The organism is Kitasatospora sp. CB01950, from assembly GCF_001905465.1.
Lineage (GTDB): Bacteria > Actinomycetota > Actinomycetes > Streptomycetales > Streptomycetaceae > Kitasatospora.
Genome location: NZ_LISX01000002.1, coordinates 806262 through 823032, shown reverse-complemented (window position 1 = coordinate 823032; position 16771 = coordinate 806262). Strand labels below are relative to the sequence as shown.

Below are 16771 nucleotides of genomic sequence, written 5' to 3'. Positions count from 1 at the left end.
TCCGATGATGCACCACCGTCATTGACAGTCGATCAGGTCCTCGGTGTAATGCTCACGCTCAGGAACGGGCGGCTCACTTCAGGGAGCAATGGTGGAGAACAGCAGAATTGACGCACTGTTCGAACGCGACCGGGCCTGCCGGGGCGCCGGCATCGTGCTCGACGAGGTGGCCGGGGGGCGGGCCGTGGCCCGGATGAAGGTCACCGAGGAGATGGCGAACGCGCACGGGATCGGCCACGGCGGGTACGTGTTCCTGCTCGCCGACGCCGCGTTCTCGTACGCGTGCAACAGCTACGGCCCGGTCGCCCTCGCCCAGGGCGCGCAGGTCACCTTCCTCGCCCCGGCGCAGCTCGGCGACGAGCTGATCGCCGAGGCGACCGAACGCACCCGCTCCGGCCGCCAGGGCGTCTACGACGTCACCGTCCGGACCGTCGCCGGCACCGTGGTCGCCGAGTTCCGCGGCCAGGCCGTCCTGATCGCCGGAGTGCCGCACAGCGCCTGACCCGGAACCCGTGGTCCTCAGACGTCGCGGCGGCTGCCGAGGACGAGGGTGGCGAGGACACCGCCGACCGCCCAGGCGAGGTAGACGAACCATTCGCCGGCGGGGTCGGCGGCGAAGGGGATGTGCGGGTTGGGCGGGGTGCCGACCAGGTCGTGGAGGGTCTGCCAGGCGCGGAACGGCGTCGCGTGGTAGAGGCAGGCCGACCAATGGTGGTTCCGGCTGAGGAAGTTGGGGATCAGCAGCAGCACGGTGGTGGTGGTGACGATGGTGGCCGCGCTGTGCCGGACCAGGGCGGCGAGGCCGAGGCCGGTGAGGGCGCAGACCGGGGGCAGCAGGGCGGAGGCCAGCAGGGCGCGCCAGATACCCGGTTCGGCGAGCGAGATGCCGGCGTGCTTGCCGGACAGGACGGCCTGGGTGAGGAAGAAGGACACGCCGGTCGCGAGCACGCCGAAGGCGGTCATCACGGCCGTCAGGACGAGGATCTTCGCGGACAGCAGCGCCCGCCGGGCCGGCACCGCCGCGAAGGTGGTGCGGATCTGACCGGTCGCGTACTCGCTGACCAGTGAGACCGCGCCCAGGCTGCCGGTGATCAGCAGGGTCGCGATGCAGGCGTTGTTGGTGAACGAGGCGGCCAGGGCGCCGTCGGGGACGAAGAACTCCCGTTGCGCGGGGGCGAAATGGTCCCAGTCGTTGACGTCGGCGATGGCCGCGTTGGCGTTCAGGAAGACCAGCCCGAGCAGGCCGAGGAGCAGCCCCCAGCGGATCGACCGGAGCGAGAGCAGTTTGCACCACTCGCCGAGCAGCAGGTCGCGGAAGCGGGCCCGCGATTCGTCCGCCAGGAAGGGGGCGGCGGTGAGCGCGGTCATCGGGTCTCTCCTGCGAGGTATTCGACGCTGTCGGCGGTGAGTTCCATGAAGGCGGTCTCCAACGAGGCGGCGTTGGTGGCGAGTTCGCGCAGCCGCAGGCCGTGCCGGTGGGCCAGGTCGCCGATGGTGTCGGCGTCCAGGCCGGTCACCACCAGCCGCTCCTCGCCGTCGGGGCGGACCTGCGCGCCGGCGGCGGTCAGGGCGGCGGCCAGCGCGTCCGCGTCCGGGGTGCGGACGGTGACGCTGCTGCCCCGGCCGCGGGCGGCGAACGCGGCGAGCGGCTCGTCGGCGATCAGCCGGCCGCGGCCGATGACCACCAAATGATCGGCGGTGTGCTCCATTTCGCTCATCAAATGGCTGGAGACGAACACCGTGCGACCCTCGGCGGCCAGTTTCCGGAACAGCCCGCGCACCCAGCGCACACCCTCCGGGTCGAGCCCGTTCAGCGGCTCGTCGAACAGCAGCACCGGCGGGTCGCCGAGCAGCGCCGCCGCGATGCCCAGGCGCTGCTTCATGCCGAGCGAGTAGCCGCCGATCCGGCGCCGGGCCGCCCCGGCGAGCCCGACCTCCTCCAGCACCTCGTCCACCCGGCGCAGCGGGATCGCGTTGGACCGGGCCAGCACGCCCAGGTGCGCCGCGGCGCTGCGGCCGCCGTGCACGTCGGAGGCGTCCAGCAGCGCGCCGACGTGGCGCAGGCCGCGCGGATGGTCGCGGAAGCGGTGGCCCTGGACGGTGACGCTGCCGCCGGTCGGCTCGTTCAGCCCGATGATCATGCGGAGCGTGGTGCTCTTGCCGGCCCCGTTCGGGCCGAGGAAACCGGTCACCCGGCCGGGGCGGACGGTGAACGTCAGGCCGTCGACGGCGGTCGTGCGGCCGTAGCGCTTGGTGAGTTCGTTGACTTCGATCACGGGCTCCACGTTTCCGTGCCGGCCCGTCGTCCCGCGTCGGCCGGGCGGGGACACTGCCGACAGCCGGTGTCTACCCGGGTTGTACGTCCCCGGTCCGACGCCCGCCCGCCGCCGGGCTGGCTACGATCACCCCATGCCTGCGAACCCGCCCACCCTGCTCAGACGCGTGCCGCCCGGCGGCTGGGCGGCCACCGCCTGGACGGCCGGCCTCGCCTACTCCTTCGTGGTGCTGGTCCGGCTCCCCGGCGAGTCGCGGAACAACTTCTACCGGGGCCTGTGGCTGCCCGACACCAACCAACGGACCCTCGCCGTCTGCGTGGTGCTCTCGCTGGCCGGCTGCGCGCTGCTGCGCCGCCGCCCGCTGACCGCCCTCGGGCTGCTGCTGGCGGGCGCCGTGTTCGGCGCGTTCGCGATTCACTCCAGCGTCCTCGACGTCCCGCTGGTGCTCGGCGTCGACGTCGCGCTCTGGCACATCGCGGCGACCCGGCCGCGCCGCGAGACGGTGCTCGCCTCGACGCTGGCCGCGCTGGTGCTGCTCGGCTACCCGATCGGACGGGTCCTGGTCGGCTTCGTCATCGGCACCTCCACCGCGCTGGCCGTCCTGCTGACCGCCGCCGTCGCCGTGCTGCTCGGCCACTCGGCGGGGGAGTCCCGCCGACACGCCGCAGAACTCGGCGAGAACGCCGCCGCGCGCGCCGTCGCGGGCGAACGCCTGCGCATCGCACGGGAGTTGCACGACATGGTCGCGCACAGCATCGGCATCGTCGCGCTCCAGTCCGGCGCCGCCCGCCTGGTGCTCACCACCCAGCCGGAGGCCGCCCGGGACGCGCTCGGCCGGATCGAGACCGCCAGCCGCGAGACCCTCTCCGGGCTGCGCCGCATGCTGGTCGCGCTGCGCGCCGCCGAGGACGACGCCGACGGGCAGCCCCCGCTCGCCCCCGCGCCCGGCCTCGCCGACCTGGACCGCCTCGCACGGTCCACCACCGCCGCCGGCGTCACCGTCGACCTCCGCCGCAACGGCGAACCCGGCCCCCTGCCGCCCGAGGTGGACCTCGCGGCCTACCGGGTCGTCCAGGAGGCCCTGGCCAACGTGGTCCGCCACGCCGGCGCGCGCTCCTGCCGGGTGACCGTCGACTGCGGGGAGGACGAAGTGACCATCGAGGTGCTCGACGGCGGCGGCCTGCGCGCCACCCAGCCCGGCGGCGCGGGCTTCGGACTGCTCGGCATGCGCGAGCGCGTCGCGCTGCTGCACGGCTCCTTCACCGCCGGCCCCCGTCCCGCCGGCGGCTTCCGGGTCGCCGCCACCCTCCCCGTCCCGGCAGGCGCCCGATGACGCTCCCTCAGCAGCCCGCCGCGCCCGTCCGCCTCCTGCTCGTCGACGACCAGCCCCTCATCCGCGCCGCCCTCTCCATGGTGGTGAAGGACGCCGCCGACCTGGAGATCGTCGGCGAGGCCGGCACCGGCGACGAAGCGGTGCTCCTGGCAGCCGAGTTGACGCCGGACGTGGTCGTGATGGACATCCGGATGCCCGGCATGGACGGCATCGAGGCCACCCGCCGGATCACCGCCTCCGGCGCCACCGCCCACGTCCTGGTGCTGACCACCTTCGACGACGACGAGTACGTGTACGGCGCGCTGCGGGCCGGCGCGTCCGGCTTCCTGGTCAAGGACATGGGCCTGGAGGAGATCCTCGCCGCTGTCCGGGTGGTCGCCAGCGGAGACGCCCTGATCGCCCCCCGCGTCACCCGCCGTCTGATCGCCGACCTCACCTCCCGCTCCGGGCCCGGCAGTTCGACGCCTCCCGCCCGCACCCTGACCGGCATCACCGAACGCGAACAGGAAGTCCTGACGCTGATCGCCCGCGGCCTCTCCAACACCGAGATCGCCGAACAGCTCTACCTCAGCGTCACCACCGTCAAGACGTACGTCACCCGGCTGCTCTCCAAGCTGGACGCCCGCGACCGCGTCCACCTGGTGATCCTCGCCTACGAGGCCGGGCTGGTGAGCGCCGCCTCCCGCTGACGGCAGCCGATGATCGCCCGAACTCCTTTGGTAACGAAGGAAGAAAGAGGCATGCGAAGTTTCTGCGACGGTGCCACTCTCGACGCGCACATCCGTTGCGGAACTCTCGGATCAGGAGTGATCACTGTGACCAATCGCCGTCGGGGCGCCACCCCGCCGCGCCTTGCCGCCGCCGGATCGATCGCCGGAGCGCTCGCCCTGCTGGCGGGGCCGCTCGCCCCCGCGGCCCTCGCCGCGGACGGTGACACGACGCCGCCCACCCTGTCCTTCCCGGCGACGGTCCCCGACCCGGGCACCCAGTTCCCGCCGGCCGGCAACGGGCAGGTCACCACGCTGCGGGCCGGGCAGAGCGGGGACGTCCTGTTCACCGCGACCGACGACGACCCGGCCGGCGTCGCGTGCCTGCGGTGGAGCTTCGACCCGCAGTTCGCCACCGGTGCCGGCTGGACGTGCGGCAGCGCGATGCCGACGGACCGGATCTCCGTCACCCCGGGGCACTGGGGCACCAGTGTGCTGTACGTCCAGGCAAGGGACGCCGCAGGAAACGTTTCGCCGGTGGCCCCGTACAGCTTCTCCGTCCCCTGGGCCGCGGGCGCGGCGGTGCCGCAGTTCGGCGACGTCAACGGCGACCGCACGCCCGACGTGGTCACGGCCGGGCCGTCCGGCGACCTGCGGGTCTACTCGAACCCGGCGGCCGGCCCGCAGTACACGGTCGGCGCGGCCGCGGTACTGTCGCCGGGCGGCGACTCCTGGGCGAACTACCGCACCACGCACCGCGGCGGCACCGGCAGCGGTTGGGACGTCGACGCCCTGATCGTCCACAAGGACGGAAGTCCCGGGCTCTGGACCTACCGCAACCCCGGAAACACCGGCGTCCGCGGTGTGTTCGACTCCTCGATCGGGCTCAACCGGCCCGCCTGCGCGGTGACGGCCGAGAACCCCGACTGCACCGGCTACGCCGCCAACTGGTCGACCACTCGGCAGCTCGCCGCGATCGGCGACCCGATGTCCACCGATGTCGGCTCGACCAACGCGCACCACCGCCGCACCGGTCTGGTGACCACCGAGATCAACGCGGCCGGTGACGACGCCGCGCTCTGGTACTACCCGTCGGCCAGCGACTACCGGCTCACCGCCCCGGTGCGGCTCGCGGCGAGCGGCTGGAAGGACCGCGACCTGATCAGCCCCGGCGACTGGGCGGCGCAGGGCCGACCCGGGCTGTGGGCGCGCGACCGCGTCACCGGCGAGATCACCGCCTACACCCTCACCGTCACCACCATCACCATCACCGACGAGGACGGCATCACCATCAGCTACCCGACCGTCACGAGCCTCGGCACCGCCAGGACCGTCGCCACCGGCATCACCGCCGCCGCCTGGCCCCGGATCGGCTCCGACGGCGACCTGGTCGGCAACGGCGCGCCCTCGCTGTGGGGCATCACCCCGGAGGGCGTGCTGCAGACCTGGACGGGTTGGCGCACCGGCACCCCGGCCGATCCCGGCTTCACGCTCGACGCGCCCACGGCGGGCTTCAGCGCCGGCTCCTGACTGCGCGTCACCGACGGCCGGTCGGGTCCGCCTCGGGGGCCCGGCCGGTCCCGTGCTCGATCCGATCCGGTCGGAACCGGTCGGGAATGCCTCGCGCCGAGCCAGATGAAGTCATCCCGTAATTCATCAAATCAGTTGTGAATAGCATGAGTTGAACCGGACCAGAGGCGTCCGGTCTGTTCCCTCCGAGAGGCGGAACCGCATGCCACTGACCTTCGGGAGACGGCCCGCGCGCGGTCTGGCGGCCGCGTTGACGGCCGCGATGCTCGGCACGGTCGGTGCGGTGCTCCCCGCCGCGCCCGCGCACGCGGCCGGCGCGGCCGGGCTGGTGTACATCGCGAACATGAACGGCAATTCGGTCACCGCCTACGACCCGGCGGCGGGATCCACGGTCGCCACCGTGCCGGTCGGGTCCGCGCCGACGGGAGTGGCGGTCTCGCCCGACGGCATGCAGGCGTACGTCGTCAACACGGGCGGCGGATCCGTCTCCGTGATCGACACCGCGACCGCCGCCGTCACGGGCACCATCGCGGTCGGCCCGGCGCCGGGGCCGGTGGCGTTCTCGCCGGACGGATCGCGCGCCTACGTCGGCGTGCACAGCCCGGGCGAGGGCGACGTGAAGGTGATCGACACCGCGAGCCGGACGGTCGTCGCCACGGTCCGGGTCGGGGCCATACCCACCGCGATCGGGCTGACCCCGGACGGGCGGCGCGCCTACGTGAGTGCGGGCGACAGCAGGACGGTCTCCGTGATCGACACCACGAGCAACACCGTCACCGCCACCATCTCCCCGACCTCGGGCGCCGCGGAGCCGATGGGCCTGGTGGTCGGCCCGGACGGCGCGCACGTGTACGTGGCGAACTACGGTGCCGACACCGTCTCGGTGATCGACACCGCCACCAACGCCGTCACCGTGTCCGTTCCCACCCCCGGCGGCCCGCAGGGGCTGGCGATCACGCCGGACGGGCGACTGCTGTTCGTCGCCCGCTCCAACTCCAACGCGGTGTCGGTGATCGACACCGCGACCAACAGCGCGGTAGCCGCCGTGCCGGTCGGCTCCCGGCCCACCGCCGTCGCGGCGGACCCGGACGGCAGCCGGGTCTACGTCACCAACCTGTTCTCGAACACCATGTCCGTGATCGACCTGCTGTCGCTCACCGTCGGGGCCACCGTGCCCACCGGCACCAGCCCGGCCGCCGTGGCCGTCGCCCCGCGCGCCGACCCGGCCGTCACCGGCCTCGCCCCCGAGCACGGCCCGGCGGGCGGTGGCACCACCGTCACCCTGACGGGCAGCCACCTGACCGGCACCACCGCTGTCGCCTTCGACGGCGCCCCGGCGGGCAACGTCACCGTCGTGAACGACTCCACCGTCACCGCGACCGCCCCGCCGCACGCGGCCGGCGCCGTCGACGTCACCCTGACGGCCAAGGGACGCACCGCCGCCGCCGGCCGGTACACGTACCAGGCCCCGGCGCCCGTGGTGACCGGCCTCGCGCCCGATCACGGCCCGGTCGGCGGCGGCACGACCGTCACCGTGACGGGCAGCCACTTCACCGGGGCCACCGCCGTCGCCTTCGGTGCAGCCCCGGCGAGCAAGGTCACGGTCGTGAACGACACCACCCTCACGGTCACCGCGCCCGCCGCGAACGCCGCCGGTCCGGTCGACGTCACCGTCACCACCTCGGCCGGAACCAGTGCCACCGGCTCCGCCGACCGGTACGGCTACGCCCGCGACACCGCCAGGCTGACCGCGGAGCCGCTGCTGCTGTCCATCGCCCCGGGCCAGTTGAGCCTCAACCTCGACCTGTCGGCGACCCTCACCGACACCACCACCGGCAGGCCCGTCCCCGGTGCCACGGTCCGGTTCACGGTCGGCTCCACCACCGTCTGCACCGCCGTCACGACGGCCGACGGCACCGCCGCCTGCACCGGCCCGTGCCCCGTGCTGACCGTCCTCCTCAACCTCGGCTACACCGCGACCTACGCGGGCTCCCCGGCCTTGGACCCGGCCACCGCCACGGCCGGCCTGATCCGCCTCGGCTGAGAGGACGGGACGCCGGTGCCCGGGCCGATGTGGTCCGGGCACCGGTGTTCCGTCGGGTCAGTGCGCGGGGCGTTCGTCGATGACCTGGCGGAGTTTGCCGGTGCGGGGGTTGGTGACCAGGTCGGCGCGGGGGACCCATTCGATTTGGAGGGGGTGGATGGCGCCGATGGCGGTCTCGTCGGCGTAGGTGGGGCGGGCGTCGAGGACGGCGCGCAGGAGGGTGTCGGTGAGGGCGGGCGGGGGCGGGGCGGTGTGGCCGAGGCGGATGATCAGGCCGTCGCGGTTCTCCCAGCGGCGTTGGACGAGCTGCATGCCGGTGATGTGGTGCTCGGGGTCGTGGGCGAGCAGGACGTCGCGGACCTGCTCGGTGGGCATCGAGACGATGCCGACCCGGGCGCCCTCGGTGGAGCGGCCGAGCAGGCGGAAGCGGCGGCAGTCGGCGTCGACCCATTCGGCGAGGTCGCCCGCCGGGTAGCGGAGGATCGGGACGAGGGTGCGGAACAGGTTGGTGACGACGACGCGGCCGGGGACGCCGGGTTCGGTGATCGGCTCGCCGGTGGAGTCGTCGATCAGCTCGACCACCGTCCGGTTCGGGAACGCCTCGTGCACTCGCAGGTCGTCCCTGGCGGGCACCGGCCCGGCGACCAGGCCGGCGTCCACCGAGGCGTAGCCGATGGAGGACAGCGCGGCGTTGGGGAAGGCCGAACGCAGCAGCGGGCGAAGGTCGTTGAAGAGGATGTCGCCGCCGAACAGGATCAGTTCGACCTGCGGCGCGGGCCGCCCCTGCTTGAGCAGCGTCTCGGCGACGGCGGACAGCTTCATCGGCTCGCCCGCCAGCACGTCCGCGCCGAAGCCGTGGATCACGTCGGCGACGTACTCGTCGGGCGCGGTGGCGATCGGCAGCCGGACGTTGTCGATCGGCGCGTGCTGCAGGGCGTACTCGATGAACAGGAAGCCGCTGTAGAACTCGCCCGCGCGGAACAGGTTGGCGACCTTCTGCCCGGGCTTGAGGCCCGCGTTGACCAGCCCCGCGCCGAACGCACCGACGGAGTCGACGTGTTCCTCGCGGGTCCACGGGGAGAACTTCGGCGAGCCGGTGGTGCCGCCGGACTTGTAGACGCAGGCGTCGGTGAGCGGGCCGGTCAACAGGCGGTTGTCGGGCCAGGAGTTGGCGGCCCAGAAGGCGACCTGGTCGATGACGGGCAGCTCGGTGAGCGAGGTGACGACGTCGGGCACGTCGCGGTACAGCTCCGCGTAGAACGGCGAGTTGGCGCGGGCGAAGTCGACGAGCGCCTGAAGTGGCCTGGCAGGCATGGTGGTTGCTCCAAAGTCACGAGGTGGGGGTGAGGCCGATCCAGTCCTGGGCGAGGCGCTGCACGGCCCGGCCGTCGCGGTCGGCGAGTTTGGCGTCGAGGTAGTCCGCCACCCACGCGTTGGTGGGGATGCGGAACGGCGGCGCGTCCTCGGCCAGTGCCCGCACCACCGCGTCGGCGACCTCGGCGGCGGGCTGCCCGGCACTCGCCCAGCCCTGCCCGAGCCGGTCGACGTACGCGGCGAAGGTGTCCGCGTACGGGCCCGAAGCGGCCTGCACGGTCTTGCGGTTGACGTCGGGGAAGTGCCCGAACCGGGTGTCGGGGACGTAGCCGGGCACCACCATCGAGACGCGCACGCCGTGCGCGGCGGCCACCGGGGCGAGCGCCTCCATGAAGCCCTCGACGGCGAACTTGGCCGCGCAGTACGCCTCGTTGAAGGGCTGGCCGACGATGCCGTGCACGCTGCCGATGGTCAGCAGTCGGCCGCCGGAGGCACGCAGCAGCGGCATCGCGGCGCGCGAAACCGCCACCGTGCCGAAGAAGTTGACCTCCAGGTTGGTGCGCAGCGCCGCCGAGGTGGACATCTCCAGCGTCGGGTCGAAGTTGGAGATCCCGGCGTTGTTGACCACCGCGTCCAGCCGGTCGATCCCGGCGAAGCAGGCGGCGACGGACTCCTCGTCGGTGACGTCGACTCGGCGAACGTCCGCTTCGGGCGCGGCAGTTCGCAGCGCGTCGGCGCGCTCCGGCGAGCGGACGGCGGCGATCACCGCCCAGCCGGCCCGGCTCGCGGCGGCCGCGGTGGCCAGCCCGATGCCGGACGAGCAGCCGGTGACCAGAACAGTCCGACGTTCCGTCATGAGGAGGCCTCCGCGAGTTCGGTGACGCTGTCGGCGGCCTTCGGCAGGTCGGCGTCCATCCGGGACTGGACGCCGAGGGCGGGCAGGAAGGAGCAGGCGGCGAGCAGGGTGCCGCCGACCATCGTCCAGCGGGCGGCGTCGAGGATGCCGAGCGGGCCGGTGAGCAGCGAGACGGCGAGGCCGCCGGCCAGTGCGGCGAGCGGGATGACGCCCCAGGTGGCGGTGCGGAACGCGGCGTGCATGACGCCCTGGTGCTGCGCGGACATCCGGGACTGCCGGGCGGGCGCGGAGCACACGTTGATGCAGGACATGAAGAAGCCGTAGCAGCCCATGGTGACGGCGATGACCGGCCCGGCGGGCAGCGCGGGCGCGGCCAGCACGCCCAGGCCGACCAGGCAGTGCAGCAGCAGCGACCAGGCCATCGTCCGGCCGATGCCGAGCCGTCCGCCGATCCTCGGGGCGACCAGCGCGCCGAGCAGCGCGCCGACCGCGCCCGCGGACATCGCGGCGCCGAACACGCCGACGGTGACGCCGAGGCCCCGGTAGGCGAAGACCGGCAGCACGGTGACGAACACCGGCCCGCCCGAGTTGAGGACGACGGCGGCCAGCACCACCCGGCGCAGCACCGGGTCCTGCCAGTTCAGCCGGAAGCCCAGGGTGAGGCGCTGCCACACCGAGCCCTGCGCGACGGTGGGTTCGCCCCACGGCCGCATCCAGCGGAAGCAGGCCGCGGAGAGCAGGTAGCTGGCCGCGTCGACCAGCAGCGAGGCCGCGCCGAGCGCGCTGTACAGGGCGGCCGCGATGGACGGGCCGGCGACCTCGGCGACCGAGCCGCTGCCCTCCAGCCGCGAGTAGGCGCGCACCAGGTGCTCCTTCTCGACCACGGCCGGCACCGCCACCAGGTAGCCGACGTTGAAGAAGATGGTCGCGCCGGAGACCGCCGCCACACAGCAGAACAGCAGCGGCGTGGAGAGGAAGTCCAGCCAGTAGGCGACCGGGATGACGGCGACGGCCACCAGCCGCACCAGGTCGCAGACCAGCAGGGTGAGACGCTTGTCCCAGCGGTCCACCAGCACGCCCGCGATCGGGCCGAGCAGCGGAATGCCCAGGTACTGGGCCATCGCGACGATGCCGACCTGGAACGCGGAGGCGTGCAGCACGAAGATCATCAGGGTGGGGACGACGAACACCGTCACCCGGTCGCCGACGTTGGAGACCGACTTGCCGACCCAGAACAGGTTGAAGCCCCGGCCGAGCCGCTCGGGTGCGCGCAGTTTCACGACGCCTCCCGCACGACGAAGCCGGCGGTCTTCCCGGTGCGCTCGTTGCCGATCAGCGCATCGACCACGCGGATCTCGACGTGCTCCGGGTCGTGCACGAAAGCGGTGCTCAACGTGAAGGTGGCGGACAGCAGTTCACGCCGCAGCGCGTTCGGGTCCGGCAGCGTGCCGAGCACCAGGACGTCGACCCGTTGCGCGCGGCCGCCCTGTTCGGTGATCACCACCTGGGCGCGGACGACGCCCGGCTCGCGCTCCACCCGGGCCAGCAGCTCGTCGACGTGCAGGCCGAGGCCGCGCACCTGCACCACGTTGTCGCGGCGGCCCAGCACCCGCATCGCCGGGCCCGGACGCCCGCACGGGCAGGCGGTCAACTCGCCCGCGTCTCCGGTGCGGTAGCGCAGCACCGGGTTGAGCATCGCCGGGTCGAGCGAGGTGAAGTCCAGCAGCCCGCCGTCGCCGACGTGCACCAGCTGGTGCGGGAAGGTGTGGAAGGTGTCGGCCGGGCAGTCCTGGGTGTTGGAGCCCACCACCCAGGTCTCGGTGGAGCCGAACATGCCGTGCCGGCGCGCGTGCGGCGCGACCACCGCCAGGTCCTCCTCCAGCTGCGGCTGCCAGGCCTCGCCCAGCCACAACACCTTGCGCAGCGAAGGAAGTTGAATGCCAGCGGTGCGGGCGTGCGCGAACCACAGCCGCAGCACGCTCGGGGTGCCGCCGATCGCGGTGACCTTCCGGTCGGCGAGGAAGCCCAGCCACTCCGGGTACTCCTCGCGGGTCACCGACCCCAGCGCGATCACCCGGCAGCCCGACAGGTCCGCCAGGCCCGCCGCGAGGAAGTGCGCGCCCCACATCCGGCCCGCACCCCAGGCGTTGACGAAGACGTCGTCGCGGTCCAGCGGCTGCCAGTGCTCGTACACCTTCGCCATGTAGAACCCGGTCGGCGCGTACCCGACCTTCGGCGCGCCCGTCGAACCGCCGCTCTGGAACAGCCAGGTCGCGCCCTGCTCGGCGGCCGGCTCCAGGTGGGCCAGCGCCGTGTTCAGGTCGTCCTTGGCCAGCGGCGGCAGCGCCGCCAGCTCGGCGAGCGTCGTGGGCGCCTTCGCGTCCGCGTACCGGTCGCCGAACTCGGGGACGGTGCGCAGCAGTTCGAGGGTGCGGCGGACGACGTCCAGGCCGTCGGCGGCCTGCTCGTCGGTCAGCGAGAAGCCCGTCACCGGTCGCCTCCACCGGTGAGGAACGCCGCGTGGGCGTCCCGGTAGGCCCCGAACCGGGCCCGGGTGACGTCCCGTTGGACCGAGCGGTCCGGGTCGTCGAAGTCCGGGGCGATCACCCCGTCCGGCTCCAGCTCGGAGAACCAGAACCGCTCCCCGTCGTGCAGAAAGTCCACGCAGAAGAACGGAATCGGCAGCTTCTTCGCGAAGTACGCGGTGGCGTCGACCAGTTCGGCCGGAATCTCGCAGAACTCCATCGAACCGCCCCGGCTCGCGTTCGCCACCGGCGACCCCTCCTCCGGGGTGCGCCGCAGCACCGCGTACGGCTTCCCGTCGATCACGTACACCCGGTAGTCGACCGTGCCGTCGCCCAGGTACGGCTGCGCCACCAGCGTGGTGTCACCGCCCTGCGCCAGGCTCGCCAGGCCGCGCACGTCCTCCGGCGAACGCGCGAGGCAGATCCCGCCGCCGCCGCACCAGCCGGACGGCTTCACGATCGCCGGGAACGTCAAGGCGTCGAGCGCCACCTCGTACTGGTGCTTGGAGACGTCCCGGCCGGAGCCGATCCGCACCGACGGGATCGGCGGCACCGGCGAGTCCGCCAGGAACAGCATCGACGCCAGCTTGTCGTTGCCCAGCAGCGACACCTGCGCCGGGAACGGCAGGTAGAACCCCGCCTGCTCCAGCACCGTGCACAGCGCCAACTGGTTGAACACGTCCATCGACTGGTACGGCAGCGAGTACAGCGCCGTGATGAACAGGGTGTCCTCGGGCGTGACCAGCAGGTCGTCCACGTACACCCGCGGCCGGCCCGGATCGGTGCCGTCCACCGTCACCGCCTCCGGGGCGTGCCGGGACCACTCCATGCCCATCCCGGCGGCGACCTCCGCGAACATGTCCCAGAAATAGTGCTTCCACATCGCCCCCGACCGGGTCGACTCCCGGTCCGGGAAGATCCAGACCATCCGGCGCAACGGCGCCAGCGCCTCGCTCACTTGCCCTCCTCGGGGCCCAAAAGATCGAACTGCTGCGGAAGTCGTGCGCCGTCGCCGCGCGACAGCTGCTCCGCCCACCAGGCGCGGCCCGCCGCCGGCAGCGTGTCCACCGGATCCACGTACGGGAAGCGGCGGCTCAACTGCTGCTCCTCGGAGCCCACTTCGGGGGCGTCCAGCTCAAGGGCGGTGCGGTAGTTCTTCGTCCAGTACGAGATGCCGCGCTCCCGGTCGTAGTCGACCGCCTGGTGCACCCAGCGCTTGCCGACGTGCGGCACGTCCGCAACCATCCGCGGCGTCGCGTAGCCCGGCAGGTAGCCGAGGATCGCCTCCTGGAGGCGCTGCGCCTCGGACAGCGGCAGCCGCCAGTGCTCGGCGTTCGGGATCACGTCGCACAGGTAGAAGTAGTACGGCAGGATGTTCGCCTCGCCCTGGAGGGCGAAGCACAGGTCGAGCAGCGCCGCCGGGGTGGCGTTCACCCCGCGCAGCAGCACGCCCTGGTTGCGGACGTCCCGCACGCCCGCGTCCAGCAGCCCGCGGGCCGCCTCGGCGACCAGCGGGGTCACCGACCCCGCGTGGTTGGCGTGGGTGTGCACCGCCAGGTTGACCGACCGGCGGGCGGCCAGCCGGGCCACCCGCCCGACGCCCGCCAGCACCTTCGGCTGGAGCCAGTGCTGCGGCAGACCGACCACGGACTTGCTGGCCAGCCGGATGTCGCGGACCGATCCGAGCTCCAACAGCCGCATCAGGAACGACTCCAGACGCGGCCACGGCACGTTCGCCAGGTCGCCGCCCGACACCACCACGTCCCGCACCGACGGGGTGCGCTTCAGGTAGTCGAGCATCTGCTCCTCGCGGTCCGCCGGCCGCAGCACCAGCCGCGCCTTGACCACCTGCGGGGTGGAGCGGCCGACCAGGTCCATCCGGGTGCAGTGCCCGCAGTACTGCGGGCAGGTCGACAGCAGCTCGGCCAGCACCTTGGTCGGGTAGCGGTGGGTCAGGCCCTCCACCGCCCACATGTCGCTCTCGTGCAGCGAGTCCCGGGTCGCCAGCGGGTGGCTGGGCCACTCCGGGTGCCGGTCCGAGCGCACCGGCAGCATGTACCGGCGCACCGGGTCCGCGAGGAACGCCTCGGTGAACGCCTCCGGGTACAGCGGGGCGTCGGACGCCATGGTGTTCAGCATGTGCGGCGGCAGCAGGATCGCCATCGTCGCGAACTGCGCCTGGTCGGCGGCCAGTTCACGGTAGAACCGATCGGTCAGCAGCGGACCGAAGAGCTCCCGCAGCTGCCGCTCGTTCTGCACGCAGTGCGCCCGCTGCCACTGCGCGTCCCGCCACTGCTCGGCCGACACCTCCCGCCAGCCCGGCAGCCGCCGCCAGTCCGGCTCGACCAGCTCCCGCCGCACGTACTGGTACGGCTGATGCGCCTGGCGGTTCATCTGGACCGCGCCGGAAGCAGCAGGCCCGCGTGCCGGGTGCGCAGCTCGCGCTTGAGCACCTTGCCGGTCGGGCCGAGCGGGAACCCGCCCTCGCCCTCGGCCACTTCGAGGGCGGCGAGCTCCGCCAGGCCGGCCTTCGCCAGCTCCGCGTTGGCCGCGTCCAGCAGCCCGTCCGCGGACGCCCCGTCCTGCAGGCGCACCACCGCGATCGGCCGCTGCCCGCCGTCCGGGTGCGGCACGCCCACCACCGAGCAGTCCTGCACCCGGTCGGCGCAGTCGGCGAGCAGCACCTCCTCCAACGGCAGGCTGTACACCGGCCCGTCCAGGGTGTCGATCACGTCCACCGTCCGGTCCAGGTGGTAGAACCGCCCCTCGGCGTCCCGGTACGCCACATCGCCGGTCAGCCAGTACCCGCCCTGCCGGAACGACTGCGTCAGCCGGTCGTTGTTCCAGTACCCCGGCGTGATCGACGGCGCGTCCACCGCCAACAGCCCGACCGTGCCGTCCGGCAGCTCCACGCCGTCCTCGTCCAGCACCGTGGCCCGCGCCACCACCTCCGACGGCTTGCCGACGCAGCGGTCGTTGCGCTCCGTCTCCGGCGAGGTGACCTGCCCGAACAGCGCCATGCCCATCTCGGACGAGCCCAGGCCGTCGACGAACTGCGAACCCGGCAGCGCCGCCTGCCCGGCCCGCTCCTGCGGCAGCAGCCACGGCCGGATCAACCCCGCCGGGCGCTCGCCGAGCCGAACGAGCCGGCGGATGTGCCCGTAGTGCGCGCTGTCGCCCGTGTTGAACCAGGAGTGCACCTTCGCCGCACCCGCCGTCGGGAGCTCGCCGGTCGCCAACTCCACGAAGGTGCGCGGGAACGAGGCCACCATGGTCGGCAGGAACGCCTCCATCACCGGCTCCACCGTCACCCGCCGCCAGTCCGACATCACCACCGTCGGCAGGCCCAGCAGCGTCGCCGTCAGGAAGTAGCTCAGGCCCCCCGCGTGGGTGTGCGGCATCAGCGACATCAGCCGGTCGGTCGGCTCCGCCGGGAAACGCACCATCCGCGGCTGCTTGCCCTCCCAGAACTGCCGGTGCGCCAGCGTCGTCGACTTCGGCGTGCCCGTCGTCCCCGAGGAGTGGATCAGCGCCACCACGTCCTCGGCCGCGTGCTGGTAAGGGTACCCGTCGGGCAGCGGCGCCGACGCCGCGTCGAACGCCTGCACCTCGGCCGTCAACGACAGGAAACGCGGCCGCAGTTGGGGCTCCTTCCGGTACGCCGACGCCAGCCGGGTGGTGTCGTCCGCGACCACGCCGACCACGCCGACGTGGCTCAGGTAGCGCACCATCACGTCGTGCCGCATCGCGTCGTTCACCAGCGCCGGAATCGCGCCCAGCGCGGTCAGCGCGAAGAAGTGCAGCAGCGGCTCCAGGCCCTCGGCGATCACCACGCCCACCGGCTCGCCCGGCCGCACCCCGTTCGCGTGGTACCAGGCCGCGTACCGGTCGCGCAGCGCCACCAGGTCCAGCAGGCTGTGCCCGCGCAGCGCCACCTGCCCGCGGTGGTCCAGCCGGTGGCTGAACGCGAACGGCACCGCACGGTGCGGATTCGCCTCGACCGCCCGGTCGAGGAAGTTGCCCGCACCCAGTGTCGGGTCGGACATGAAGCGCTCCCTGACGGCGAGCGGTGCGATGGGGGTCTGATCGCTCATGGCGGTCTCCGGTCTCTTCGGACGTCCGAAGCAGGACTCGACGCCCGGGCACGCCCTCGTGAAGCGCGCACCGGGCCGGGGGAAAGGTCCAA

14 protein-coding genes are annotated in these 16771 nt (G+C 73.0%); 5 read left to right on the top strand and 9 right to left on the bottom strand.

Annotated features, from left to right (window positions below; genetic code table 11):
* The first annotated feature begins 88 nt into the window (after positions 1-88).
* Positions 89-502 (top strand): hydroxyphenylacetyl-CoA thioesterase PaaI, encoded by a 414-nt coding sequence (gene paaI, locus AMK19_RS08480; protein ID WP_073809428.1) that lies wholly within the window; start codon positions 89-91, stop codon positions 500-502.
* A 17-nt stretch (positions 503-519) separates the two neighbouring features.
* On the opposite strand, the gene AMK19_RS08475 is transcribed toward paaI, so the two are convergent.
* Together AMK19_RS08475 and AMK19_RS08470 are read right to left on the bottom strand one after the other, a co-directional pair.
* Positions 520-1368: a hypothetical protein gene (locus tag AMK19_RS08475; protein ID WP_073809426.1), complete on the bottom strand. Its 849-nt coding sequence runs from the start codon at positions 1366-1368 to the stop codon at positions 520-522.
* A complete protein-coding gene (locus AMK19_RS08470) occupies positions 1365-2276 on the bottom strand; it encodes an ABC transporter ATP-binding protein (protein WP_073809423.1) in 912 nt (303 codons plus the stop codon). The genes AMK19_RS08475 and AMK19_RS08470 overlap by 4 nt, the downstream gene beginning before the upstream one ends.
* A 133-nt stretch (positions 2277-2409) precedes the next feature.
* Here AMK19_RS08470 and AMK19_RS08465 point away from each other — a divergent pair, with 133 nt between their 5' ends.
* The 4 genes from AMK19_RS08465 (at position 2410) to AMK19_RS08450 (ending at position 7890) form a co-directional block, all read left to right on the top strand.
* Positions 2410-3609, top strand: coding sequence for a sensor histidine kinase (locus AMK19_RS08465; RefSeq protein ID WP_073809421.1), 1200 nt, complete (start codon positions 2410-2412; stop codon positions 3607-3609).
* Positions 3606-4298, top strand: coding sequence for a response regulator (locus tag AMK19_RS08460; RefSeq protein ID WP_073809418.1), 693 nt, complete (start codon positions 3606-3608; stop codon positions 4296-4298). Before AMK19_RS08465 ends, AMK19_RS08460 begins: the two co-directional genes overlap by 4 nt.
* 126 nt (positions 4299-4424) lie before the next feature.
* Positions 4425-5846 (top strand): hypothetical protein, encoded by a 1422-nt coding sequence (locus tag AMK19_RS08455; RefSeq protein ID WP_073809415.1) that lies wholly within the window; start codon positions 4425-4427, stop codon positions 5844-5846.
* A 202-nt stretch (positions 5847-6048) separates the two neighbouring features.
* Positions 6049-7890 carry an IPT/TIG domain-containing protein gene (locus AMK19_RS08450; RefSeq protein ID WP_073809413.1) on the top strand — a complete coding sequence of 614 codons (1842 nt, stop codon included), beginning with the start codon at positions 6049-6051 and terminating at the stop codon, positions 7888-7890.
* Between the two features lie 57 nt (positions 7891-7947).
* Here AMK19_RS08450 and AMK19_RS08445 read toward each other — a convergent pair whose 3' ends face one another.
* Genes AMK19_RS08445 through AMK19_RS08415 form a run of 7 tightly spaced genes read right to left on the bottom strand, consistent with a single transcriptional unit; the run spans position 7948 to position 16679 of the window.
* Positions 7948-9204 (bottom strand): phenylacetate--CoA ligase family protein, encoded by a 1257-nt coding sequence (locus AMK19_RS08445; RefSeq protein ID WP_073809411.1) that lies wholly within the window; start codon positions 9202-9204, stop codon positions 7948-7950.
* Between the two features lie 16 nt (positions 9205-9220).
* Positions 9221-10060 carry an SDR family NAD(P)-dependent oxidoreductase gene (locus AMK19_RS08440; protein ID WP_073809409.1) on the bottom strand — a complete coding sequence of 280 codons (840 nt, stop codon included), beginning with the start codon at positions 10058-10060 and terminating at the stop codon, positions 9221-9223.
* Positions 10057-11340 (bottom strand): MFS transporter, encoded by a 1284-nt coding sequence (locus AMK19_RS08435; protein ID WP_073809407.1) that lies wholly within the window; start codon positions 11338-11340, stop codon positions 10057-10059. Before AMK19_RS08435 ends, AMK19_RS08440 begins: the two co-directional genes overlap by 4 nt.
* Positions 11337-12551 carry an AMP-binding protein gene (locus AMK19_RS08430; RefSeq protein WP_073809405.1) on the bottom strand — a complete coding sequence of 405 codons (1215 nt, stop codon included), beginning with the start codon at positions 12549-12551 and terminating at the stop codon, positions 11337-11339. The genes AMK19_RS08435 and AMK19_RS08430 overlap by 4 nt, the downstream gene beginning before the upstream one ends.
* The gene (locus AMK19_RS08425; RefSeq protein WP_073809402.1) at positions 12548-13543 is read right to left on the bottom strand and encodes an ATP-grasp domain-containing protein; all 996 of its coding nucleotides are present in this window, start codon (positions 13541-13543) and stop codon (positions 12548-12550) included. The genes AMK19_RS08430 and AMK19_RS08425 overlap by 4 nt, the downstream gene beginning before the upstream one ends.
* The gene (locus AMK19_RS08420; RefSeq protein ID WP_073809399.1) at positions 13540-14979 is read right to left on the bottom strand and encodes a KamA family radical SAM protein; all 1440 of its coding nucleotides are present in this window, start codon (positions 14977-14979) and stop codon (positions 13540-13542) included. The genes AMK19_RS08425 and AMK19_RS08420 overlap by 4 nt, the downstream gene beginning before the upstream one ends.
* Positions 14976-16679, bottom strand: coding sequence for a class I adenylate-forming enzyme family protein (locus AMK19_RS08415; RefSeq protein ID WP_073809397.1), 1704 nt, complete (start codon positions 16677-16679; stop codon positions 14976-14978). Before AMK19_RS08415 ends, AMK19_RS08420 begins: the two co-directional genes overlap by 4 nt.
* Between the last annotated feature and the right edge of the window lie 92 nt (positions 16680-16771).